Genomic DNA, 18053 nt, shown 5'->3' with positions numbered 1-18053 from the left:
CCGACCTGGTGGCCTACTGCTCTTCGACCTTTTCGTGGCGGGCGCCCGGGACTTTCGCGCGCAGCCGATCGAGAAGCGCAAGGTCGCGCTGCACCCGATGCTGGGCGAGACGCCGCCGGCCGGCCTACTCTACGTGGCGACGGTAGATGATGGGGAATGGCTCTATGGCAACGCCCTCGCGCTGAAGCTGGAGAGCATCGTGGGAAAGCGCGCTGTTTTACCGGCTGCTCGACGCGAAGGCGGGCAGCCACGCAGAACGTGAGCTAGAAGACCAGGTAATCGCGGCCAAACGTGAAGCCGATCGCCTCGAGCAGATCGCCCGCGCGATTTGGGCGCGCGAGCACTGTCAGGGGCGGGTGAGTGGGAGCGCCTAGGAGATGATCATGCTTGATCCCGGCGAATGGAAAGCACGCGTGATTGCCCTGCGCGTCACCTTTTGCCCGTCCTGCGAGTCCACCAAGGAGACGCTCGGCGCGTGCGCGGTGGGGGCGATGACAATCCATCGGGAATACGTTTGCGAGAGCCGCTAGTACGCGTTTTCGTGGCTTTTTTCGCTACAGGCTTATGACCCACCTAGCGCGCCACCGGCGCGCGAGTCAAGCCTTGGGGGACGGTCCGCCGCCACCATTCCGCACATCCCGTTTCAAGCAGCGGCGGTCTTTTGGCTCGAGGGAATCAGCAACCACTTCATCGACGCTGCGTCCTGACCTCGTGCTCGGGATCCGCCAGCCGCTTCCCCTGCTCCGTGACTCTTCCCTTCGTCGGCGGGGTACTGAATTTGATGCGGTGCACCATAATCAATACCGGCGACAGACTGACCCCGTTGCCAATCCTCGTGGGTGTAGGCGCTTTCACCCTGCCGCCTACACCCTCTTTTTCCTCCGACCTTCACAGTCCCCGACTACTGCCGCTCGCCACGGGGCCTTGCGGTGATCCATTCAACGCGTCGTAACCCCGCTCGCAGGCTTGGCCGGCGAACCGGGCGGCGTCAGCGTATCCAGCCAGGGCTCCCGCGCGCTGGTCAGCCCGGCTGAGCACGTCGGCGAGCACTCCGAGGGGATCGCCGGCTGCCGGGCCCGGGCCGGAAGCGGCGGGATTGCCGGCGGCGCGACCGGCGGCAAGTAGCCCTGCGACCCGCTGGCGCAGGCGGACTAAAACAACAAACTGCGCTAGCGTGGTTGGGTTGGCCGGCACGTTCTTGTGGCTGCCGCACTGGCTATCCGTGAGGGTCCGCGCCGCGGGAACGGATTGTGCCCATCGATCGGCAGAACCTCACCAAACCTCACCTCGTGCCGTTGCGCATCCGCTGGCGGAGCCGCTTGACGTACCCCAATCGCAGCCGCGAAGGATGCTCTCAGGTACCCTTTGAGTTTGGCGCCCACACGCAGTAGAGGCTTGAACGTCTTATTCGACCAGGTAGAACTCCCTTGATACCAGAGTTAAATGGAACCAGGGCTGGCGCAAGGACGGCCCATTAGCGTCACACACTGAGCATGAACTGCAGACTGCGTAGGCTTGCTGCGCGCTCAGGACTCCATACACCGGGCGCGTGACGCCTCGTCAGCATCCGCAGCGTCTTCGGAAACAGGCCGATTCTGCAGGCGGCTGTGCATGGCCTCGCATCGGATCAACAGAATGAGCAAACGCCGCCAGACCGGCGGGCTCAAGCTGCGCAGAGCTATTCGAAGTTGCAGGACGGAGGTCGCCGGCGCAGGATCGGAAGCTATGCGCGCATTTTAGGTACCTCATTGTCCCCTCAGCAGAGGTCCGGTCGTCCGCCCCCGCTTTGGCGCGGTCTCCGGATCAGGCGGCGAACCGCCGTCGACTATCCCCCGCTCTTGCGCAGCGATGGCGCACCGCCCACACAGCCCCTACCAATGCAGTCTTTCCCGCCGCGCGGACTGCAGTCGTACATTGTTCGAGGACTGCATCCTCAGGATAGAGCGATAGTTCAGCGGCACAGCCCAGCGTCACCACAATGTCCAAGACCGATGCGCTGTCCATGGCATTGCGCAGGAGCGCGCCGAGTACGCGCTCCGTTCCTTCGTCTCGACTTTCATCAGACTCGTTCGCCGCGCGGCGCAAGCTTTTTACCATTGCACGGATATAGTGCAAAAGGTCAGCCGAAGTGGGATTCTCGACGCAACGACCGACTGTGCCTCGTGGAACATCGGTCTTGATCGACTTTGCGAAATGCACCATGCCTAGCTGAGGTGCGGTTTGGGATGCATGTCTCACCGGCCATTCCGATAGTGTTCGGTCGGTGTCCACGTAGATCTCATCGCTGCAGATCTGGCCTGAAATCGCGGAGGTGCACTCAGGGCTTGGTTGCGTTCTCTCTGCCTCTGCAACTTGCCCTTGAGCGCTAGAGGCATTCGGCCCTTCCGCGAATAGTTGCATATAGTCCTCCATACGTGCGTCGTCGTGCAAATTCAGCAGGTGTACTCCATTGGAGCCGCATTCTTTGATAGGATCCAGAGCGCTTTCGCGAATTTTTATTCGCCAAAGCAGATTAAAAAATGATAGAGACCCACAATTTGTTGCTTGGTGGCGGTGGTCGAGGAACTCCATTTAGCGAAGGCGGCTGATCGTCTGGATGTAGCGCTGTCGGCATTTATCAGTCCGATTCCAGATCGGCCGTTTAGCAGCGCGAGGCTTGGCGGAGGTGACGAGAATCGGATTTCGCAGCTCTTGCCTCGACGTATCATTTGGCCAACGGCCTTGGCGTCATGTGCGAACTAACACCATGCCCGAAAAACGGTACCAATAATCGCCTTCAGCTCGTTTCGTATCTCACGCACGTAGCAATCCCCGTCCGGAGTGAGAGCAACACGTTTGCTAAGGCGTTGGAACGGCGATACGCCTGGCCGGTCCTCTAGCGCGTGGATCTGCCTGGAGACAGCGCTTTCGGTAACCTTTAGCTCTGCCGCCGTCCGGGTAAAGCTCTCGAATCGAGCGGCGCTCTCTAGCATCTGCAGGGCAGTCAAACTCGACAATCTCATGGCAACCTTCGTCGAGCTAGGGCGGTAAGAAAATATTGCAATAGATGGCTCTTGGCAAAGTGGCTGAGGCGGAACCCAACCGAAAGCGCGACCCGAGCAAGGGTTTATCGCTGCCAGAGGATTGGGTGCAGTCGGCTCCGAAGCGTCACAAGCTCGTCGGCTAACTGAATGAAGATGACGGTTGACGCGTTATTGAGCGTCGCGGCTGCTTCCAGATTGGTGCCGTCTTGCGCAAGTGGCTGCTCATGATTCAAATCGTCCGCCAAACGTTCAAATTGCGTACGAAGCCTGCCTCCAGGCGATGAGTGCGAAACGAACGGATCGCATGGGTAGGTCCCGAAGTTCTGTTTTGGAAAGGATGCAAGAACTTCCAGAAGGCACACACACATGCGCAGACTATGCTGCACGTCCTCAAAGGCGCTCGCGCGCATGGAGCACTCCTTTGCTGCCGACGCCATGAGTGAGCGAAGCTGAATGAGCTCCACGTTCAGGCGACTAGTGCACCGTTTCAGGTCAGCATGGCCAACTTCATCGCCTCCCACCGTAGCGACCAGATATCCTCCTTGCCGCAAAAGCTGCCCTAGCTGAAGCTTCCACGCGTGTAATGCATAAGAAGGCAATGCTATTGACAGCAGAAGAGCAATCGTCGTCCCGATAAGAACGTTGATGGTCCTCCACAGGCCTTCCGAAAGATCGTTCGTACCATGTCCTGCTGCAATCACGATGGTGACGCCAGCAAGAAGCGCAACGTAGCCACCCGTACCGATAGCATGGTAGGCACAGTAGGCACACGTTGCCGCTAGCAACAGGTATGTGACACCCGGAGTCGACAGATAGTGTTGCTGGGCGACGAGGAGCAACCCGATGAACGCACCGAGAAGCGTACCCTTCGCACGCTCAATCCCTCGCGTGCGGATATTCCCATGGTGCTGGAAGCCGCCAATAACGACTAGCACGGTAATAGTTGCCCAGTCACCGTGCGGCAGTTTCAAACCTGTTGTCAGGCCAATCGACGCCAGAACCGCCAGCCCGACGCGCAACGCGTGGAATGATTTCGCCTGGCGCAAGTGGCCGAAGGGGTCAAGAATCCGCCCGATATGGCGACGCAATGTATCCAACGCCATCTCCAAACCAAGTGTGACCGAACGCCGGTTTCAGCTCTTTTACACCTCGCTCTCCAAACCTGCCATGCACAAATACTTGAGCTCGGTGTAGTCATCCAGACCATATTTGGAGCCCTCCCTGCCGTATCCCGACTGCTTGATTCCGCCGAAGGGTACGGTTGCGGATGAGATCAGACCTGCATTGATTCCAACCATGCCGCACTCGAGGGCCTCGCTGACTCGCCAGGCCCGGGCCAGCGAGCGGGTAAAGACATATCCCGCTAATCCATACTCGGTGCTATTCGCAATCTCGATGGCTTCTTCCTCGTCACGGAATGTATAGAGGGCTGCCAACGGTCCAAAGATCTCATCTGTCGCGACTCGGGCACCAGGGCGTACCCGGCTCAGTACGGTCGGGGAGAAGCAAAGCTCCCCGATCGGATCGGGCGATCCCCCACAGAGCAAATTTGCTCCGCCAGCCACTGCGTCGTCGACAAGAACTTGCATACGCTCGTGCGCGTTGTAGTCAATGAGCGGGCCCTGGTCAACGCCCGTCGCCATGCCGTCCCCTACGCGCAACTTCTTGACTTCCGCAGCCAGCCGCTCTGCGAACGCGTCATGAATCGACTCCTGGACGAGAATGCGATTGGTGCAGACACATGTTTGCCCGGCATTTCGAAACTTTGACTGCATCAGCCCTTCCAATGCCTTCTCGAGGTCAGCGTCTTCGAACACGATGAATGGCGCATTGCCGCCAAGCTCCAGTGACAGTTTCTTGAGACTCGGAGCACATTGTGCAGCCAGCACGCGCCCCACCTCTGTGGAACCGGTGAGTGTCAGCTTGCGAACGTCAGGGCTTGAGGTCAGGACCGCGCCGATTTCGCGGGAAGAGCCGGTGATAACTTGCAGGATGCCGGCCGGAAGACCGGCCTCCTCCGCGAGGTAGGCTAGCGCAAGCGCGGAAAGAGGCGTCTGCTCAGCGGGCTTGACGATGATGGAGCAGCCAGCGGCGAGCGCGGGGGCCACCTTTCGGGTCACCATCCCAGACGGGAAATTCCACGGAGTAATTGCCGCACACAGGCCTACGGGCTGCCGAATGACCAGTTGACGAGTGTAGGGATCGTTCGAGGGAATGATGTCGCCGTAGCCACGGCGCGCCTCCTCGGAGAACCACTCGATGTAGGAGGCAGCGTAGGATATCTCGGCCCGCGCCTCCTGCAGCGGCTTGCCCTGCTCCAGCGTCAACAGGGTCGCAAGGTCTTCCAGATTCGCCTGGACGAGATCGAACCATCGACGCAGGACCGTCGCGCGCTCCCCGGCGGTGCTCTTGGCCCATCGCTTCGCCGCCGCAGCTCCGCATGCGATTGCCTGATCCGCTTCCCTCGCCCCTAACCTTGGCACCTTTGCTACGACATTGCCACCAAATGGATTCTTTACATCAATCCATTGGGTCCCTTCCACCCATTCGCCCCCTACCAGACACTGGGAACGCAGTAGTTCGGGATTCTTCAGGTTTACGGTCGTCTCATTCATACGGTTTCTCTCCTTTGCCTTGGGTTCTGCACAATGCCGTCAGCCCTGACCGACGGCTTGCTTGCCAGCGTCGACGATGACTTCCAGCAACCTCGGCTGCCGGGATTCGATGGCGGCACGCAGGGAACTTGCGAGCTGAGAAGGATCTGCAATCCGTTCGGCGTGGACACCCATACCGCGTGCCATCTCAACGAAGTTCAGTGCCGGATTGACCAAATCCATGCCGAGGAAGTCGTCGCAGTTACGCATTGCTACCAGGCGTTCCTTGATGATTCGATAGGATTTGTTGTTGACGATGACGTACGTGATCGGGAGCTTCTCGTGCGCCGCCGTCCATAGCGCCTGGATGGCGTACATCGCGCTTCCGTCCCCAACCAAAGCGACCACGGGTGTATTCCGCCTGGCAAGGGCGGCTCCGACTGCTCCACCCATGGCAAAGCCCAACCCGCCGCTGGCCAGCCCAAAGAAGTCGCGAGGTGCCGTTACCTCGAGAAAATTGGACAACAGGGGCGAGGTTGTTGGCGCCTCCTCAATCACGATGGTGCCAGCCGGTATTGCGTCCGCGAGCGTCATGGCCAGAACACGAGGATCGATCGGCTCCGACGCTTGCATAGTGGATGCATGCCGGCGAAGCTCTTCTCGCCGAACCGTCCAGTTCGAATCACGCAACCGACCGAGTCGAGCACGGGCCTCATCCCGGTCGTCCGCGCTTTGCGTCGAAGCGATTCGTGGCAGGAGTTCAGTGAGCGTTTCCTTGACCCCCGCTCGTACCGCGAGGTGCGTGGGGTAGTTTTTGCCAAGCTCCCAGTCGCGCTCCGAGATGTGAATGACCCGCAGTTCATCCGGCATCGGGTCGGTTTCACTAAATGCCGACATTCTCAACAGATCACCGCCGAGGACAATCAATAGGTCATGCCTGCCAAGCAACTCCCGCACTTTCGCCTGATTGCGCGACAGGTCGCCCATGAACGATGCGTGCTTAGACGGATACCGCGTGTTGTAAGGAATAGGTTCATGGTAGACCGCAGCACCGATCCGCTCCGCGAGCTCTTGAGCCTCCGTGAACGCGTCCTGCTCTGCAAGCTCTCGTCCGGCAACGATGACTGGCGCTTTGCTGGCGAGGATCGCATCGACAAGTGCGTCACGCGTGCGGCTTGACGGGCCACCCATTGCGTCGACTCGTGTGCTGAAACCCAGCTCCAGTTCTGCTTCGTCATCGAGAATGCTACCCGGCAGACTGAGGAAAACCGGGCCGAAGGGCGGGGTCATGGCAATCTTCGCTGCGCGGCGAACGACTCGAGGCAGATCCTCTACCCGTTGGATCTCATATGCCCATTTGACCAGAGGCTCTGCGAGCGGTACCAAAGGTTCATACAGCATTGGCTCCAGCAAGCCGTAGCCCAGCTCATACTGCCCTGCCGTGACAATCATCGGAGAGCCCGAAAATTTCGCGTTGTACAGTGCGCCCATCGCGTGGCCAAGGCCAGGAGTGCAGTGCAGATTGACCGCAGTCAGTCGACCAGTTGCCCTCGCGAATCCATCTGCCATGGATAAGACGACAGACTCCTGCAGCCCCAGGACATACTGGATCCCCGTCGCTTCTGGCATAGCCTCCATCAGCGCCAGTTCGGTGGTCCCCGGATTGCCGAACACATGCGTGACACCTTCATCTTGCAGGAGCTTCAAGAACGCGGCGCGGCCGCTGAGACGCTGTTTGGTCATAGGTTATCAGGCGCGATCTCCCGATCGCACCAAGAAGTAGTTGAGTACGGAAACTGTTGGGCTGCGCATCGCAGCCCCTGCCGTCATCGCCCAAAGAGACGAAAGCGATGAGGAAAAAAAGCGAGAACCTGGCGGTTCTGGTTCTAGCCCACTGCCGCGCCTCGCCAGAAGATTGGAGGCAGGGACTGGAGCGATCGTGCGGGCGTCGTCTGCGCCCTGGCTGGTGCGAGGTGTCGCGGTTGCATCCTGTCTCCCAGAAAGCTGTGTCTTGAGAGCAAGAATAGAGGCAACCTGCAATTCTTTACAAGTTCAATCTATTTCCAATTTCGATTGCATTTTTCGCATAAATCACGCGCCTCGCCGCGCCGGAGGACGGGCCTTCCAATGTTCCTTGAGTTCCGCAAGGAAGCCTTCGGCGCTCGGCGTGAGGCCGCGATCCTTCAAGACGATGACCCCAATATGACGCGTCAGTACTGGCTGCGCGAGCGGCTTCAGTACCAGACCCGGGCCAAGTGCTGCGGGAATCGCCCCACCCGGAACAATGGCCAGGCCGACACCAGCGTGGACAAACTGCATTACCGTGGCAAACTGGGTCACCGTCACGGCGTGCTGCAGGTTCAGCCCCGCAGCCGCCGCGGCCCCGTCCAACATCCGGCGGGTCTGGGCTTCCTTCGGCAAGGAGACCATGGCATAGTTGGCGACCTCGACAAGCGTCAACGTCTTCCGTCCGGCAAGCGGATGATTCGCCGGCATGACGACGTGAAAGCCTTCCCGGCCCAGCGCGATCGCGGAAAATTCCGCGGGAACATCGTCAACATACGTCAAGCCGAGATCGGCGACGCCACTGCGGATATTGTCCAGGACAGTGCCGTGCACGCCTTCGCGCACCTGGATTTCAATACGTGGCCGGGATTCCCGGTAACGTGCCACAACGATGGGCAAGTGAGTCGAGGCCACCGACATCACCGCGGAGATGATGACCTGCCCGCGCTGCTCGTCAGCGATTTCCCGCATTCCTTCAAAGGAAATCCGGAGGTCGGCGAGAATGCGGTTTGCCAGCGCGACGAACTCCAGCCCCGCAGCGGTGATCTCCACCTTGCGAGTGGAGCGTCGGAAGAGCTCGACACCTATCGCTGCTTCAACGCGCTGCAGCGTACGTGTCAACGCCGGCTGCGACAGGTCCAATGCTATCGAGGCAGCAAGAAGGCTTCCTTCGTCTGCAATGGCGCAGACCGCCTGTAATTCGCGGGAGCTCAGATCGGGGACAAGATTCTTGTTCATGGCAGCGGACGATTGGTGTTCCAAGGGCACGGCAATTATGCCGCACGGCAAGCGGCGGCGGTCTGTCCCTGCCGACCAAGTTCATGCTTACCACAGGAGCCCTCACGCAGCCTTAGGTGCGTTGCATCGCCCGGTCGAATCCGCAGCGTTGATCCTGCTTCAAGGCGCGCGCCGCCGGTCTTGCGACCGGAACGGCGTTGTCAAGTGGCCCGGATCTACCGACCGATCAGGCCAATCGAATACCTGCTGCCTTGATGATCTTCGCGTACCTATCCGCCTCTTGGGCGCAGAAAGCCGCGAAGCGCTCAGGCGACTCTCCAAGCGGGTCTGCCGAGAGATCCGCAAGACGCGCCTTGACATCCTGGTTTGCGAGGGCCTTCGCCGCGGCGGACTGGAGGATCCCTACGGTTTCTGGCGGCATCCTGGCGGGGCCCCACAGACCGTACCAGGTCGTCATCGTCATCTCCGGAAAGCCACTTTCCACGAGCGTCGGCACATTCGGCAGGCTCTTCGCGCGGCGGGTCCCAGTCACCGCCAGCGCGCGAAGCTTTCCGGCTTTGACCAAAGGCAGCGAGGCTGGCATGGAGTCGAACATGAAGGTCACCTGCCCCCCGATCAGATCCGTCAGTGCCGGAGCGCTGCCCTTGTAGGGGACGTGGACCGCCGAGATGCCTGTGGTCATTCTGAAGAGTTCCCCCGCCAGATGACCCGGCACGCCGTTGCTTGCCGAGGCAAAGCTGCAGCCGGTGGGTTGCGATTTAACGTACCTGATCAGGTCGTTGACGTTGTGCACCGGCAGGTCTGCGGCAACAAGCAGTTGCAGCGGCGTGGAAGCAAGGCTTGTGATCGGGGTAAAGTCCTTGAGCGGGTCGTGCGGAAGCTTGGAGTACAAGAACGGATTGATGACCTGTGCCGAAACGTTGATCAACAAGGTCTGACCGTTAGGGGCTGCCTTGGCTACCATATCCGCGCCAATGGTTCCGCTCGCCCCTCCCCGGTTGTCGACGACCAGCGATTGCTTCAGGATTTCCGACATCGGCTGCGTCACCAGTCTGCCGACCACATCGGTAGGGCCACCGGCCGGGAACGGGATGACTACGCGAATCGGTCCTGATGGATATGCGGCCGCCGACGATAGGGCCGGCAGCGCGGCGAGCTGGGCAGAGCCGACTGTAGCTACGCCCGCCTTCAAGAACTGGCGCCTATTCATGTTTGTCTCCTGTATGTCTTTTCGATTAAGCGGGAGGATGTCTCCCAGCTGAGCAACCACTTACCCGGCTGTTGGAACGTACTCCTGGAGGAAACGCTGCGCATCGAGGGCCGCCATGCAACCGCTACCCGCCGACGTAATGGCCTGGCGGTAGATGGAGTCCTGAACGTCGCCAGCGGCGAACACGCCCGGAATGCTCGTCATGGTGGACATTCCTTCCCTGCCCGCGCGGGTGACGATGTAGCCCTCGCGCATCTCGAGCTGGCCCTTGAAAATGTCCGTGTTCGGCTTGTGGCCGATAGCGATGAAGCAGCCAGTCACCAGCAGTTGAACCTCGCTGCCACTCTTGACTTCGCGCAGTCGGACCGCGCTCACGCCCGACTCGTCCCCCGTGACTTCGGCGAGCTCGTGCCACAGATGAAGGTGGATCTTGCCGGCCGCGACCTTCTCCATCAGGTGGGATACGAGAATGGGCTCCGCCCTGAAGCTGTCGCGACGATGAATCAAATGCACGGTTGCGGCGATGTTCGACAGATACAGCGCTTCCTCCACCGCGGTATTGCCGCCACCGACCACACAGACATCCTGGTTTCGGTAGAAAAAACCGTCGCAGGTTGCGCAACCGCTTACCCCGCGGCCACGATAGACTTCCTCTGAGGGGAGACCGAGGTACTTGGCCGACGCTCCTGTGGCAACGATCAGCGCATCACACGTCGTCGTGCCGGCTTCTCCGCGCAGCGTGAAGGGACGCTTGCTCAGATCCACCTCCTCAATGTGGTCGAAAATTGTCTTTGCATCGAAACGCTCCGCGTGAAGACGGAATCGCTCCATGAGATCGGGGCCCATTACGCCGGCAACATCCGCGGGCCAGTTGTCGACGTCAGTCGTCGTCATGAGCTGGCCGCCTTGCGCGGCACCGGTGACGAGCACCGGTGACAGGTTCGCCCTAGCAGCGTAGAGCGCTGCGGTATAGCCCGCCGGACCCGAACCGAGAATCAGAACGCGGGCGTGGGAATTCGCTTCTTTGGTACTCATGGCAACTCTTCACAAGGTACGGAAACAGATGTCGGATCTGGCATCAGATCCGGATGATTTTTTCCTGAGCGAGACGCTGGATCTGCGCATCGTCGATCTTCAGCAACTCCTTGAGCACTGCAGCGGTGCTGGAACCGAGATTTGGGGGTGCACTCCGATATTCGACCGGTGTGGCAGACAAGCGAATCGGACTTGCAACGACCGACACCTGGGATCCATCTGCGTTGTCGAGGGCAACCGTCATCCCGCGATGAATGACATGCGGGTCAGCAAAGACGTCCTGGAGCGTGTTGATGGGCCCGCACGGCACCCCACTAGCTTCCAGCCTCTCGAGCCAATGCTGTGACTCACGAGTGTCGATGACCGCTTGGATCAGGGGTATCAGGACCGCGCGATTGGCAATCCGTGCACTGTTCGAAGCAAAGCGCGGGTCCTGGGTCCACAGGGGCTGCCCAAGTACCTCACAGAGCCTGGCGAACTGGCCTTCGTTACCTACGGTGATGATGATGTGGCCGTCGGCGGTACTGAAATCCTGGTAGGGAACGATATTTGGATGTCCGTTTCCCAGGCGCGGCGGTTGGGCCCCGCTTGCCAGAAAGTTCATGGCCTGATTCGCCAGGCAGGCAACCTGGACATCCAGCAGGGCCGCGTCAACATACTGGCCACGCCCCGAGGTTTCGCGGTGTGCGAGGGCTGCGAGAATGCCAATCGTGGCGTAGAGACCGGTCATGATGTCAGTCAGCGCCACGCCCACTTTAAGCGGCCCTTCGCCAGGCTCGCCATCGGGCCGACCTGTGATGCTCATCAAGCCACCCATGCCCTGCACCAGAAAGTCGTAGCCTGGACGGTGCGAATACGGACCGGTTTGCCCAAATCCAGTGATCGAGCAGTAGACAATTCTTGGATTGATCTCGCGGAGCGATTCATAGTCGAGGCCGTACTGCTTCAGGCCACCGACCTTGAAGTTCTCAACTACCACATCGCAGTGCTCGGCCAATGCCTGCACCATTGCCTGGCCTCGGGGATGGCTCAAATCAACGGCGACAGACTGTTTGTTCCGGTTTGCGCCAGCGAAGTATGCTGACTGGCGCTCGTTGTTGCTCCACTCCGGAGAGCTCACCCATGGTGGCCCCCAAGAGCGCGTGTCATCACCGGTGTCCGGCCTTTCGACCTTGATGACTTCCGCGCCAAGATCGGCGAGAATCTGGCTCGCCCAGGGTCCCGCAAGTACGCGTGAAAGATCCAACACACGCAGATGAGACAGTGCTCCCATGGCTCCGTAGCCTCCAATCAGAATGCGGTAAGACTGGTCATCGCCCGACCCAGGATCAGGGCATGGATGTCGTAGGCGCCCTCGCAGGTATTGACGACCTCAAGGTTCAACATGTGGCGCGCGATGCAGAACTCGTCGCTGATGCGATTGCCGCCAAACATGTTGCGAGCCGTCCGGGCCCATCTCCCCGAAGAACCGGGTCCGCTTCCTCGGTGCGAAAGGCCATCTGGATGCGCAGCGCAAGGCGACCGCGCGCGTAGTCGCGCGCGGCGTCAGTAACCGCGCGCTCTTCTCCCGTTAGCTGAGCCTCCAGCAGCAAGGGATCTTCCCAACTGAAGTGCGCGCTCATGGCTCAAAAGACCTGCTGGCCGGCAAGCCAAGTGACCAGTTGCGTGCGGGACGCGGCACCGGTACGCGTGGCCTTGAGCGCACCGTCCTGGAAGAGCAGAAGGGTCGGCACACCGCGGACACCGAAGCGGGCAGCAACGTCTGGATTTGCCACCACATCGACCTTCTCCACGATCATGCGCCCGTCCATCGCTCCAGCGACGTCGTCGAGCACTGGGGCAAGGGCCGCACACGGCTTGCAATCCGGGCTATAGCAATCCACGAGAACAGGCGAATCGCTTTGCGCAAGCAATGCTTCGATGTCCTGCATGCCGGAACTTTGGACGGTTTCGTTCATGATTAGTGAAGCTCGACTTTGGTTTTCAGCGGTTCCTTGGTGCCGAGCCACACTTGCTGCGCTTGCTCCTTGATCTGCGCGACGCGGTGCGCGACTTCTTCCTGCGTGATGGAGCTGACCGGGTGGGAGACCACTACCGGCTCCAGCGACTTCATGCCGACCGCCTGGCGGGTTAGTTCTGTCTCACGGACGAACTCGGTCGTGATGATCGCCGCGCTCGGAACACCGAGCTTTTCCAGCGCGATCGAGTCGCGAATGCATGCCGAGCAGCACGAGCCGCAATCGCCGATCGCAGTCAGCACCACATCGTTCTCGGCAGCGATCTGCGCAATCAGTTCCGGCGTGGCGTCCTTCGAGAAGCTGTGCTTGACGTAGTAGTTCACCGCGGCGAAATCGATGTCCTCGCCGAGCGCTGCCGCAGCGCCTCGCAGCAGCTTGTTGGCGTTCCACTTCGAGTTGTCCAGGATGCCCAGACGCAGCTTCTTCAACGACTTCTTACGCTCGGACACGGGGGCATCGTCGAAACGCAGCGCACCGCGCGGGTCGAACACTTCGACGGTAGATTCTTCACTCTTCATCAACATGGAAATCTCCTAGTTTTCTTGCGGCGGTCGCGTGTGGGGATCAGAGTGCGCAGGCACCGCCGACACATTCGGCGCCGTTGTCGCCGGCACCACTGCCTTCAACGGCTCGCAGAACAGGCGTGCTCATGTGGCCCCAGCCAGGGATCAGCACGGAGAACCGTCCGGCTTCACCACCCATCACGAACAAATGAATGTTGTCGGGGCTGTGGATGATCGGGATGCGCGTTTCGTCTTTGCGCTTGTAGTATTTCGGCAGATTGCGGTTGTAGACCTTGCCGTAGCGATGACCATAGGCCAGGTCGACAAACCGGTTGCCGTGGTTGTGGAACAGGTAGTTCCGGACATCGGCGCGCGACCAGCCGTACTTGCCGATGGTCTGAGCGTGCTCGAGCCCAAGGACCACCGCAATATGCCCGCCGAGCACTGCACTGTTGGAGGCGATCGTGCTCATCGCCGAACACATGGTGTCCAGAATGCCCTCCGGATCATTGGAGATATGGTTGGTTACACTGTGCGGCGCCTCGGCGGCCATCACGAACACCGTCGAATCTTCCGGCTTGTAGCCGTGTTCCACGTGATACGGTGCGAGGGGGCTTTGAGCTTCGTTCTCGGCGACGCAGTAGGTGTACTTGCCAGGATGGCCCAGCGTGCTCTTGTCCAGATCGCCGGGCCAGCCACCGCCAACGTTGAGCATGATGAGACGGATTGCGCGACCGATGGTCGCATTTGCACGATTTCCGGAGCCAAATGCATTGCAGCCGCCGTTCATGCCGATCTCACGTGCAATCGGACCGTTGACGATCAGCAGCGGAGACGCGACATGGGTAGTCGCTTGCACGCCGTTAAGGTTGAAGGCTTGATCAATCAGCGCCTTCACCGCTGCCAGCACCACCGGCGTGTACTCGGGCTTGCAGCCGGCCATTACCATGTTGATGGCCAGCACTTCGCGCGTCAGCTCGCCCCAGCGCGGCGCAATGCGAGCTTCGACAAATTTTGGATCGCCGCCAAGGCGCGCGACGATCTCATCAATCTTCTCCTGCGTCGGTGGAACGACCGGCAGTCCGTCGCTGAAACCGCGCTCGTAATAGTATTCGACCAGGTCCACGCCAGCCGGCATGCGGCTCACAACCGCCCCTTCTTGCTCTACAGCGCTCATTGCTCTGACTCCTATCAAACATCGTTGTGTCGGTAGGGGAAGCATAGGGGCGAGCCGTCATTCATTACAAGAATAAACTATTTCTAATTATGATTGCGTTATTTGCATATATTGTCCACTGCACATGGCAGATGTGATGCGTAAGCCGAGAGCACTCCCGCATTGGGGAAAATGGCGCCTTACGCACTGGAACTGACGCAAGCCTTTTGGCGAAGATGTGCACGGATCCGCAGCACATCTCTAATTTTCGAATTGAAACCGCATGAGGGGTCGACGGACAATGCGGGCAAGATAACCTGGACACAACGCCAACCGCCGCGCGAAATTGCGTGGCAATTCTGATATGCGGGAATCTGAACGGATCGGGGAATGATCCGAGGCGACTCACCGGCGCCGCACTCGGCGTGCTGACCAGGGAGTCTGTGTCGATAGGCTTACGATCCGGAGATCGAGCGCCGGCCGCCAATCGAGGCCCCGGAAGAAGGGCCGTAGTGTTCAACTGTTTGGCACACGCGGTTTGTACGCTCTGCTCTGCTCGGCGCGCAGTGCATTTGTGATAGATAATTTTCCTCACTTCGCAACATGGCGCAACGGCCATTGCCTTCTTCGGCACAGGTCTCCCCGAGCCTCACGCGAGTTCCGCTAAGCTCACATGTGCCACGATCCAAAGCACTATGGCGGGCCGGCATCATTACCGCAGCGATGATCTAAGGAACAGCGTTAATCAGCATCATGACCATTCTTGCGGTAGTCATTCAGAGCAGCCGCTACAGCATCCAGAATTTCTTCGGACGCGTCCCACGTCAATTGTTCCTTGCCTGGCGGAATCCAAGTGGACTCAACCTCCATGAGCGTCCCACGACATTCCCTTGCCGCCCGCAAGTCCCATGCATACTCCGCGACGGCAGCACCAATTGCCCTGTCCCGCGCGTCTTGCTTGAAGAGCATCCGAGCGGCGGCCTCCATTGCAATACGTCGTACTACGCTGGCCCACGTCCACTGCGTACTGACTTCGACGTCACTCATATCTCGTCTCCTCAATTCCTGAAGCCGCCGTCCGCTTTCGCCGCATCGCGCGCTTACGGCTAGTCAATGAACGCATTTGCTTGGATGATGACCGGCGTCCACCTCGCGATCTCATTTCGCAATTTCGACGCTAGAGCCTCTGGTGTGGCTCGATCAACTGAGACCGGTATTGCGCCGAGCTTCTGCATACCTTCGCGAAACGCCGGATCTGTCACAGCCTCCTGCAATGCCTTGACCAGCTTCGCTACCACCGGTTTTGGTGTGCCTTTTGGCGCGTAGACTCCGTGCCACACTGTCACCTCGAACTCGCCCAGGCCCTGCTCTCGCAGCGTCGGAAGCTCTGGCAGTGCCGCGAGTCGCGATGCCGTAGTGCTGCCGTATGCCTTCACACGTCCGGTGTTGATCGGCTGCAACGTTGTTGTGACCTGATCGCAGAGGAGATCGACCTGACCACCTTGGATGTCAACCATTGCCGGAGCCGCCCCTTTGTAGGGAATGCTGGTCATGGCGGCGTGAAGCTGACTCATCAGCATCAGCCCGCAAAGGTGAGACGCCGTACCAATCCCCGCATTGGCGAGATTGATCTTCCGTTGATTCTTAGCGATATAGGATCGCAATTCGCCGAAACCTGAAGGAGCGAGATCGGGACGCGCAATAAGCGTCATCGGAACGTCGGCGACGAGACCGATGTACTCGAAGTTTTTGGTCGGGTCGAAGCGGAGCTTCTTCGACAACGATGGCAACGTGGCCATCCCGATGTTGTGAATCAGAAGCGTGTATCCATTCGGCTCGGCTCGCACAACAGCTTCCGAACCAACAATGCCGCCAGTGCTTGCGCGGTTCTCGACAATCACAGATTGTCCGAGAGAGCGCCCCATCGCAGCACTTAAATGTCGCGCCACCACGTCGGTGGGGCCCCCTGGTGAAAACGGTACAACCAATGTTAGCGGCCGGGCAGGAAATGATTCTCCAAACGAAGAACTGCATGCCACCCATCCTATGGCGAGTGCGGCGAGGTATTTCATGATCTGTCTCCTAATATTAGATATTTTTTGTATTGACTATTTTTTCTGCCACCCCGTGACGTCTTTAGTCACGATTTCGCATGGTGACGAACTCCTCAGCAACGCTGGGATGAAGCGCGACGGTCTGATCAAATTCGCGCTTGGTGATGCCATTCTGAAGCGATATAGCTCCCATTTGAATGATTTCTGCGGCATCACGGCCGAGCATATGTATGCCGAGTACCCGGTCACTGCTCCCGTCGACGACCAGTTTCATCATCACGCGCTCAGAACTTCTAGCGAGAGCCGCACGCATCGGCCGGAAATTGGTGAGGTAGACCATGATGTCGGGAAACGCAGTGCGCGCTTGCCGCTCGCTCATTCCCACACAAGCGATCTCCGGCGTGGAAAATACGGCCGTGGGCGTCAGCCCGAAGTCCGGTGGGCAGGACAGGGTCGAACCGAACAGAGACTCGGCGAGCCACTGGCCCTGCCGTATTGCGACCGGCGTTAGGTTCAACTGCCCAATCGCATCCCCAATGGCATATACGTTGTCTAGTGACGTTGCGTATCGGTCATCCACTGCAATGGCACCGCCCGGTTTTTTCACAAGCACGCCTGCTGCGCCAGCGGTATTGGGCACGCGGCCAGTTGCGTTCAGCACAACATCGCAATCGAGGATTTCGCCAGCATGATCCGTCAGGCGGTAGCCTTCGGGAAACGCGCAGATAGACCGAACCGAGCGGTTCAATCGAATTCGGATGCCTTGCTCACGGTACGCGTCAATAACACCCGCCTGCAGATCTTCGTCGAATCCTCGGAGCACGGTCGCACCTCGGTGAAGCACCTCGACATCGGCACCCAGCCCCTTAAAGATCCCCGCAAACTCAAACGCGATGTAGCCACCACCAATAATGGCGACGCGTGCCGGCAGTTCTGGGAGTGCGAAGACGTCATCTGATGTGATGCAATGTTCCGCACCGGGGAAGTCCAAATGCGCCGGCGCCGCTCCCGTTGCAACTATGATGTGCGTAGCCAGCACCGTCCTGCCTGAAGCAAGCCGTACTCGTCCACTGTCCACAATCGACGCGCTTTCATCGAAGATCGTGACCTGGCTGCTATCTAAGCCCTTCCTGTACAGGTTCTCGAGGCGGGTTACCTCATCGGCAATGCCGTTTACGAGAGCCGCCCAGTTGTGTCCCTGACTCTCGATGTTCCACCCAAATCCAATGGCGTCTCTGGCTTCTGACCGATATCGACTGGCCGTAACCATGAGCTTCTTCGGCACGCATCCGCGGATCACACAGGTGCCGCCTACGCGCGACTTTTCTGCAATCGCGACCCGGGCTCCCAGGGCTGCCGCCGTACGTGCTGCCCTGACGCCACCAGAACCGGCGCCGATAACAAACAAATCGAAGGTTTCCATGCTGTCATCCGCC

General features: G+C 59.6%; 18 protein-coding genes and 1 pseudogene. 2 read left to right on the top strand and 17 right to left on the bottom strand.

What is annotated here, in order from left to right:
- Positions 1–34 precede the first annotated feature (34 nt).
- Together AC1DKV_RS16530 and AC1DKV_RS16525 are read left to right on the top strand one after the other, a co-directional pair.
- Positions 35–262 (top strand): DNA ligase-like domain-containing protein, encoded by a 228-nt coding sequence (locus AC1DKV_RS16530; RefSeq protein WP_441623344.1) that lies wholly within the window; start codon positions 35–37, stop codon positions 260–262.
- A 121-nt stretch (positions 263–383) separates the two neighbouring features.
- On the top strand, positions 384–530 hold the full coding sequence (locus tag AC1DKV_RS16525) for a hypothetical protein (RefSeq protein ID WP_441623342.1): 147 nt from the start codon (positions 384–386) through the stop codon (positions 528–530).
- Positions 531–888: 358 nt separating this feature from the next.
- On the opposite strand, the gene AC1DKV_RS16520 is transcribed toward AC1DKV_RS16525, so the two are convergent.
- The 17 genes and pseudogenes from AC1DKV_RS16520 to gorA form a co-directional block, all read right to left on the bottom strand.
- Positions 889–1194, bottom strand: coding sequence for a DUF2514 family protein (locus tag AC1DKV_RS16520; RefSeq protein WP_441623340.1), 306 nt, complete (start codon positions 1192–1194; stop codon positions 889–891).
- Between the two features lie 609 nt (positions 1195–1803).
- Positions 1804–2571 (bottom strand): hypothetical protein, encoded by a 768-nt coding sequence (locus AC1DKV_RS16515; protein ID WP_441623338.1) that lies wholly within the window; start codon positions 2569–2571, stop codon positions 1804–1806.
- A gap of 167 nt (positions 2572–2738) precedes the next feature.
- Positions 2739–3002: a LysR family transcriptional regulator gene (locus AC1DKV_RS16510; protein ID WP_441623336.1), complete on the bottom strand. Its 264-nt coding sequence runs from the start codon at positions 3000–3002 to the stop codon at positions 2739–2741.
- 104 nt (positions 3003–3106) lie between these two features.
- Positions 3107–4120, bottom strand: a complete 1014-nt coding sequence (locus tag AC1DKV_RS16505) for an FUSC family protein (protein ID WP_441649917.1) — start codon at positions 4118–4120, stop codon at positions 3107–3109.
- A gap of 45 nt (positions 4121–4165) precedes the next feature.
- Positions 4166–5638 carry an NAD-dependent succinate-semialdehyde dehydrogenase gene (locus tag AC1DKV_RS16500; protein ID WP_441622095.1) on the bottom strand — a complete coding sequence of 491 codons (1473 nt, stop codon included), beginning with the start codon at positions 5636–5638 and terminating at the stop codon, positions 4166–4168.
- Between the two features lie 39 nt (positions 5639–5677).
- A complete protein-coding gene (locus AC1DKV_RS16495; protein WP_441622093.1) occupies positions 5678–7360 on the bottom strand; it encodes a thiamine pyrophosphate-binding protein in 1683 nt (560 codons plus the stop codon).
- A 348-nt stretch (positions 7361–7708) separates the two neighbouring features.
- On the bottom strand, positions 7709–8641 hold the full coding sequence (locus tag AC1DKV_RS16490; protein WP_441622091.1) for a LysR family transcriptional regulator: 933 nt from the start codon (positions 8639–8641) through the stop codon (positions 7709–7711).
- Between the two features lie 226 nt (positions 8642–8867).
- Positions 8868–9851, bottom strand: a complete 984-nt coding sequence (locus AC1DKV_RS16485; protein ID WP_441622090.1) for a Bug family tripartite tricarboxylate transporter substrate binding protein — start codon at positions 9849–9851, stop codon at positions 8868–8870.
- 60 nt (positions 9852–9911) lie between these two features.
- On the bottom strand, positions 9912–10886 hold the full coding sequence (gene trxB / locus AC1DKV_RS16480) for a thioredoxin-disulfide reductase (RefSeq protein WP_441622088.1): 975 nt from the start codon (positions 10884–10886) through the stop codon (positions 9912–9914).
- Positions 10887–10929: 43 nt separating this feature from the next.
- Positions 10930–12159 (bottom strand): CaiB/BaiF CoA transferase family protein, encoded by a 1230-nt coding sequence (locus tag AC1DKV_RS16475; protein WP_441622086.1) that lies wholly within the window; start codon positions 12157–12159, stop codon positions 10930–10932.
- Positions 12160–12176: 17 nt separating this feature from the next.
- Positions 12177–12338, bottom strand: a pseudogene (locus AC1DKV_RS16470) (acyl-CoA dehydrogenase); the annotation flags it as partial.
- A gap of 173 nt (positions 12339–12511) precedes the next feature.
- A complete protein-coding gene (locus tag AC1DKV_RS16465) occupies positions 12512–12844 on the bottom strand; it encodes a thioredoxin family protein (RefSeq protein ID WP_441622084.1) in 333 nt (110 codons plus the stop codon).
- Positions 12845–12846: 2 nt separating this feature from the next.
- Positions 12847–13428: a UGSC family (seleno)protein gene (locus AC1DKV_RS16460; protein ID WP_441622083.1), complete on the bottom strand. Its 582-nt coding sequence runs from the start codon at positions 13426–13428 to the stop codon at positions 12847–12849.
- 40 nt (positions 13429–13468) lie between these two features.
- Entirely contained in the window at positions 13469–14584 is a 1116-nt protein-coding gene (locus AC1DKV_RS16455; protein WP_441622081.1) for a hypothetical protein, read from the bottom strand.
- Between the two features lie 720 nt (positions 14585–15304).
- Entirely contained in the window at positions 15305–15610 is a 306-nt protein-coding gene (locus AC1DKV_RS16450; RefSeq protein ID WP_441622079.1) for a hypothetical protein, read from the bottom strand.
- Positions 15611–15669: 59 nt separating this feature from the next.
- On the bottom strand, positions 15670–16635 hold the full coding sequence (locus tag AC1DKV_RS16445; RefSeq protein ID WP_441643536.1) for a tripartite tricarboxylate transporter substrate-binding protein: 966 nt from the start codon (positions 16633–16635) through the stop codon (positions 15670–15672).
- Between the two features lie 64 nt (positions 16636–16699).
- A complete protein-coding gene (gene gorA / locus AC1DKV_RS16440) occupies positions 16700–18040 on the bottom strand; it encodes a glutathione-disulfide reductase (protein ID WP_441622076.1) in 1341 nt (446 codons plus the stop codon).
- Positions 18041–18053 lie beyond the last annotated feature (13 nt).

The sequence above is a fragment of the Cupriavidus sp. 05T41 genome, assembly GCF_056396525.1.
The sequence above is the reverse complement of the archived record's forward strand: the minus strand, read 5'-3'. Positions and strand labels throughout refer to the sequence as shown.

Coding starts and splice junctions, on each gene's coding strand:
- AC1DKV_RS16525 (WP_441623342.1), top strand. CDS start 384: ATGCTTGATCCCGGCGAATGGAAAGCACGCGTGATTGCCCTGCGCGTC.
- AC1DKV_RS16515 (WP_441623338.1), bottom strand. CDS start 2,571: ATGGAGTTCCTCGACCACCGCCACCAAGCAACAAATTGTGGGTCTCTA.
- AC1DKV_RS16510 (WP_441623336.1), bottom strand. CDS start 3,002: ATGAGATTGTCGAGTTTGACTGCCCTGCAGATGCTAGAGAGCGCCGCT.
- AC1DKV_RS16500 (WP_441622095.1), bottom strand. CDS start 5,638: ATGAATGAGACGACCGTAAACCTGAAGAATCCCGAACTACTGCGTTCC.
- AC1DKV_RS16495 (WP_441622093.1), bottom strand. CDS start 7,360: ATGACCAAACAGCGTCTCAGCGGCCGCGCCGCGTTCTTGAAGCTCCTG.
- AC1DKV_RS16490 (WP_441622091.1), bottom strand. CDS start 8,641: ATGAACAAGAATCTTGTCCCCGATCTGAGCTCCCGCGAATTACAGGCG.
- AC1DKV_RS16485 (WP_441622090.1), bottom strand. CDS start 9,851: ATGAATAGGCGCCAGTTCTTGAAGGCGGGCGTAGCTACAGTCGGCTCT.
- trxB (WP_441622088.1), bottom strand. CDS start 10,886: ATGAGTACCAAAGAAGCGAATTCCCACGCCCGCGTTCTGATTCTCGGT.
- AC1DKV_RS16475 (WP_441622086.1), bottom strand. CDS start 12,159: ATGGGAGCACTGTCTCATCTGCGTGTGTTGGATCTTTCACGCGTACTT.
- AC1DKV_RS16465 (WP_441622084.1), bottom strand. CDS start 12,844: ATGAACGAAACCGTCCAAAGTTCCGGCATGCAGGACATCGAAGCATTG.
- AC1DKV_RS16460 (WP_441622083.1), bottom strand. CDS start 13,428: ATGTTGATGAAGAGTGAAGAATCTACCGTCGAAGTGTTCGACCCGCGC.
- AC1DKV_RS16455 (WP_441622081.1), bottom strand. CDS start 14,584: ATGAGCGCTGTAGAGCAAGAAGGGGCGGTTGTGAGCCGCATGCCGGCT.
- AC1DKV_RS16450 (WP_441622079.1), bottom strand. CDS start 15,610: ATGAGTGACGTCGAAGTCAGTACGCAGTGGACGTGGGCCAGCGTAGTA.
- AC1DKV_RS16445 (WP_441643536.1), bottom strand. CDS start 16,635: ATGAAATACCTCGCCGCACTCGCCATAGGATGGGTGGCATGCAGTTCT.
- gorA (WP_441622076.1), bottom strand. CDS start 18,040: ATGGAAACCTTCGATTTGTTTGTTATCGGCGCCGGTTCTGGTGGCGTC.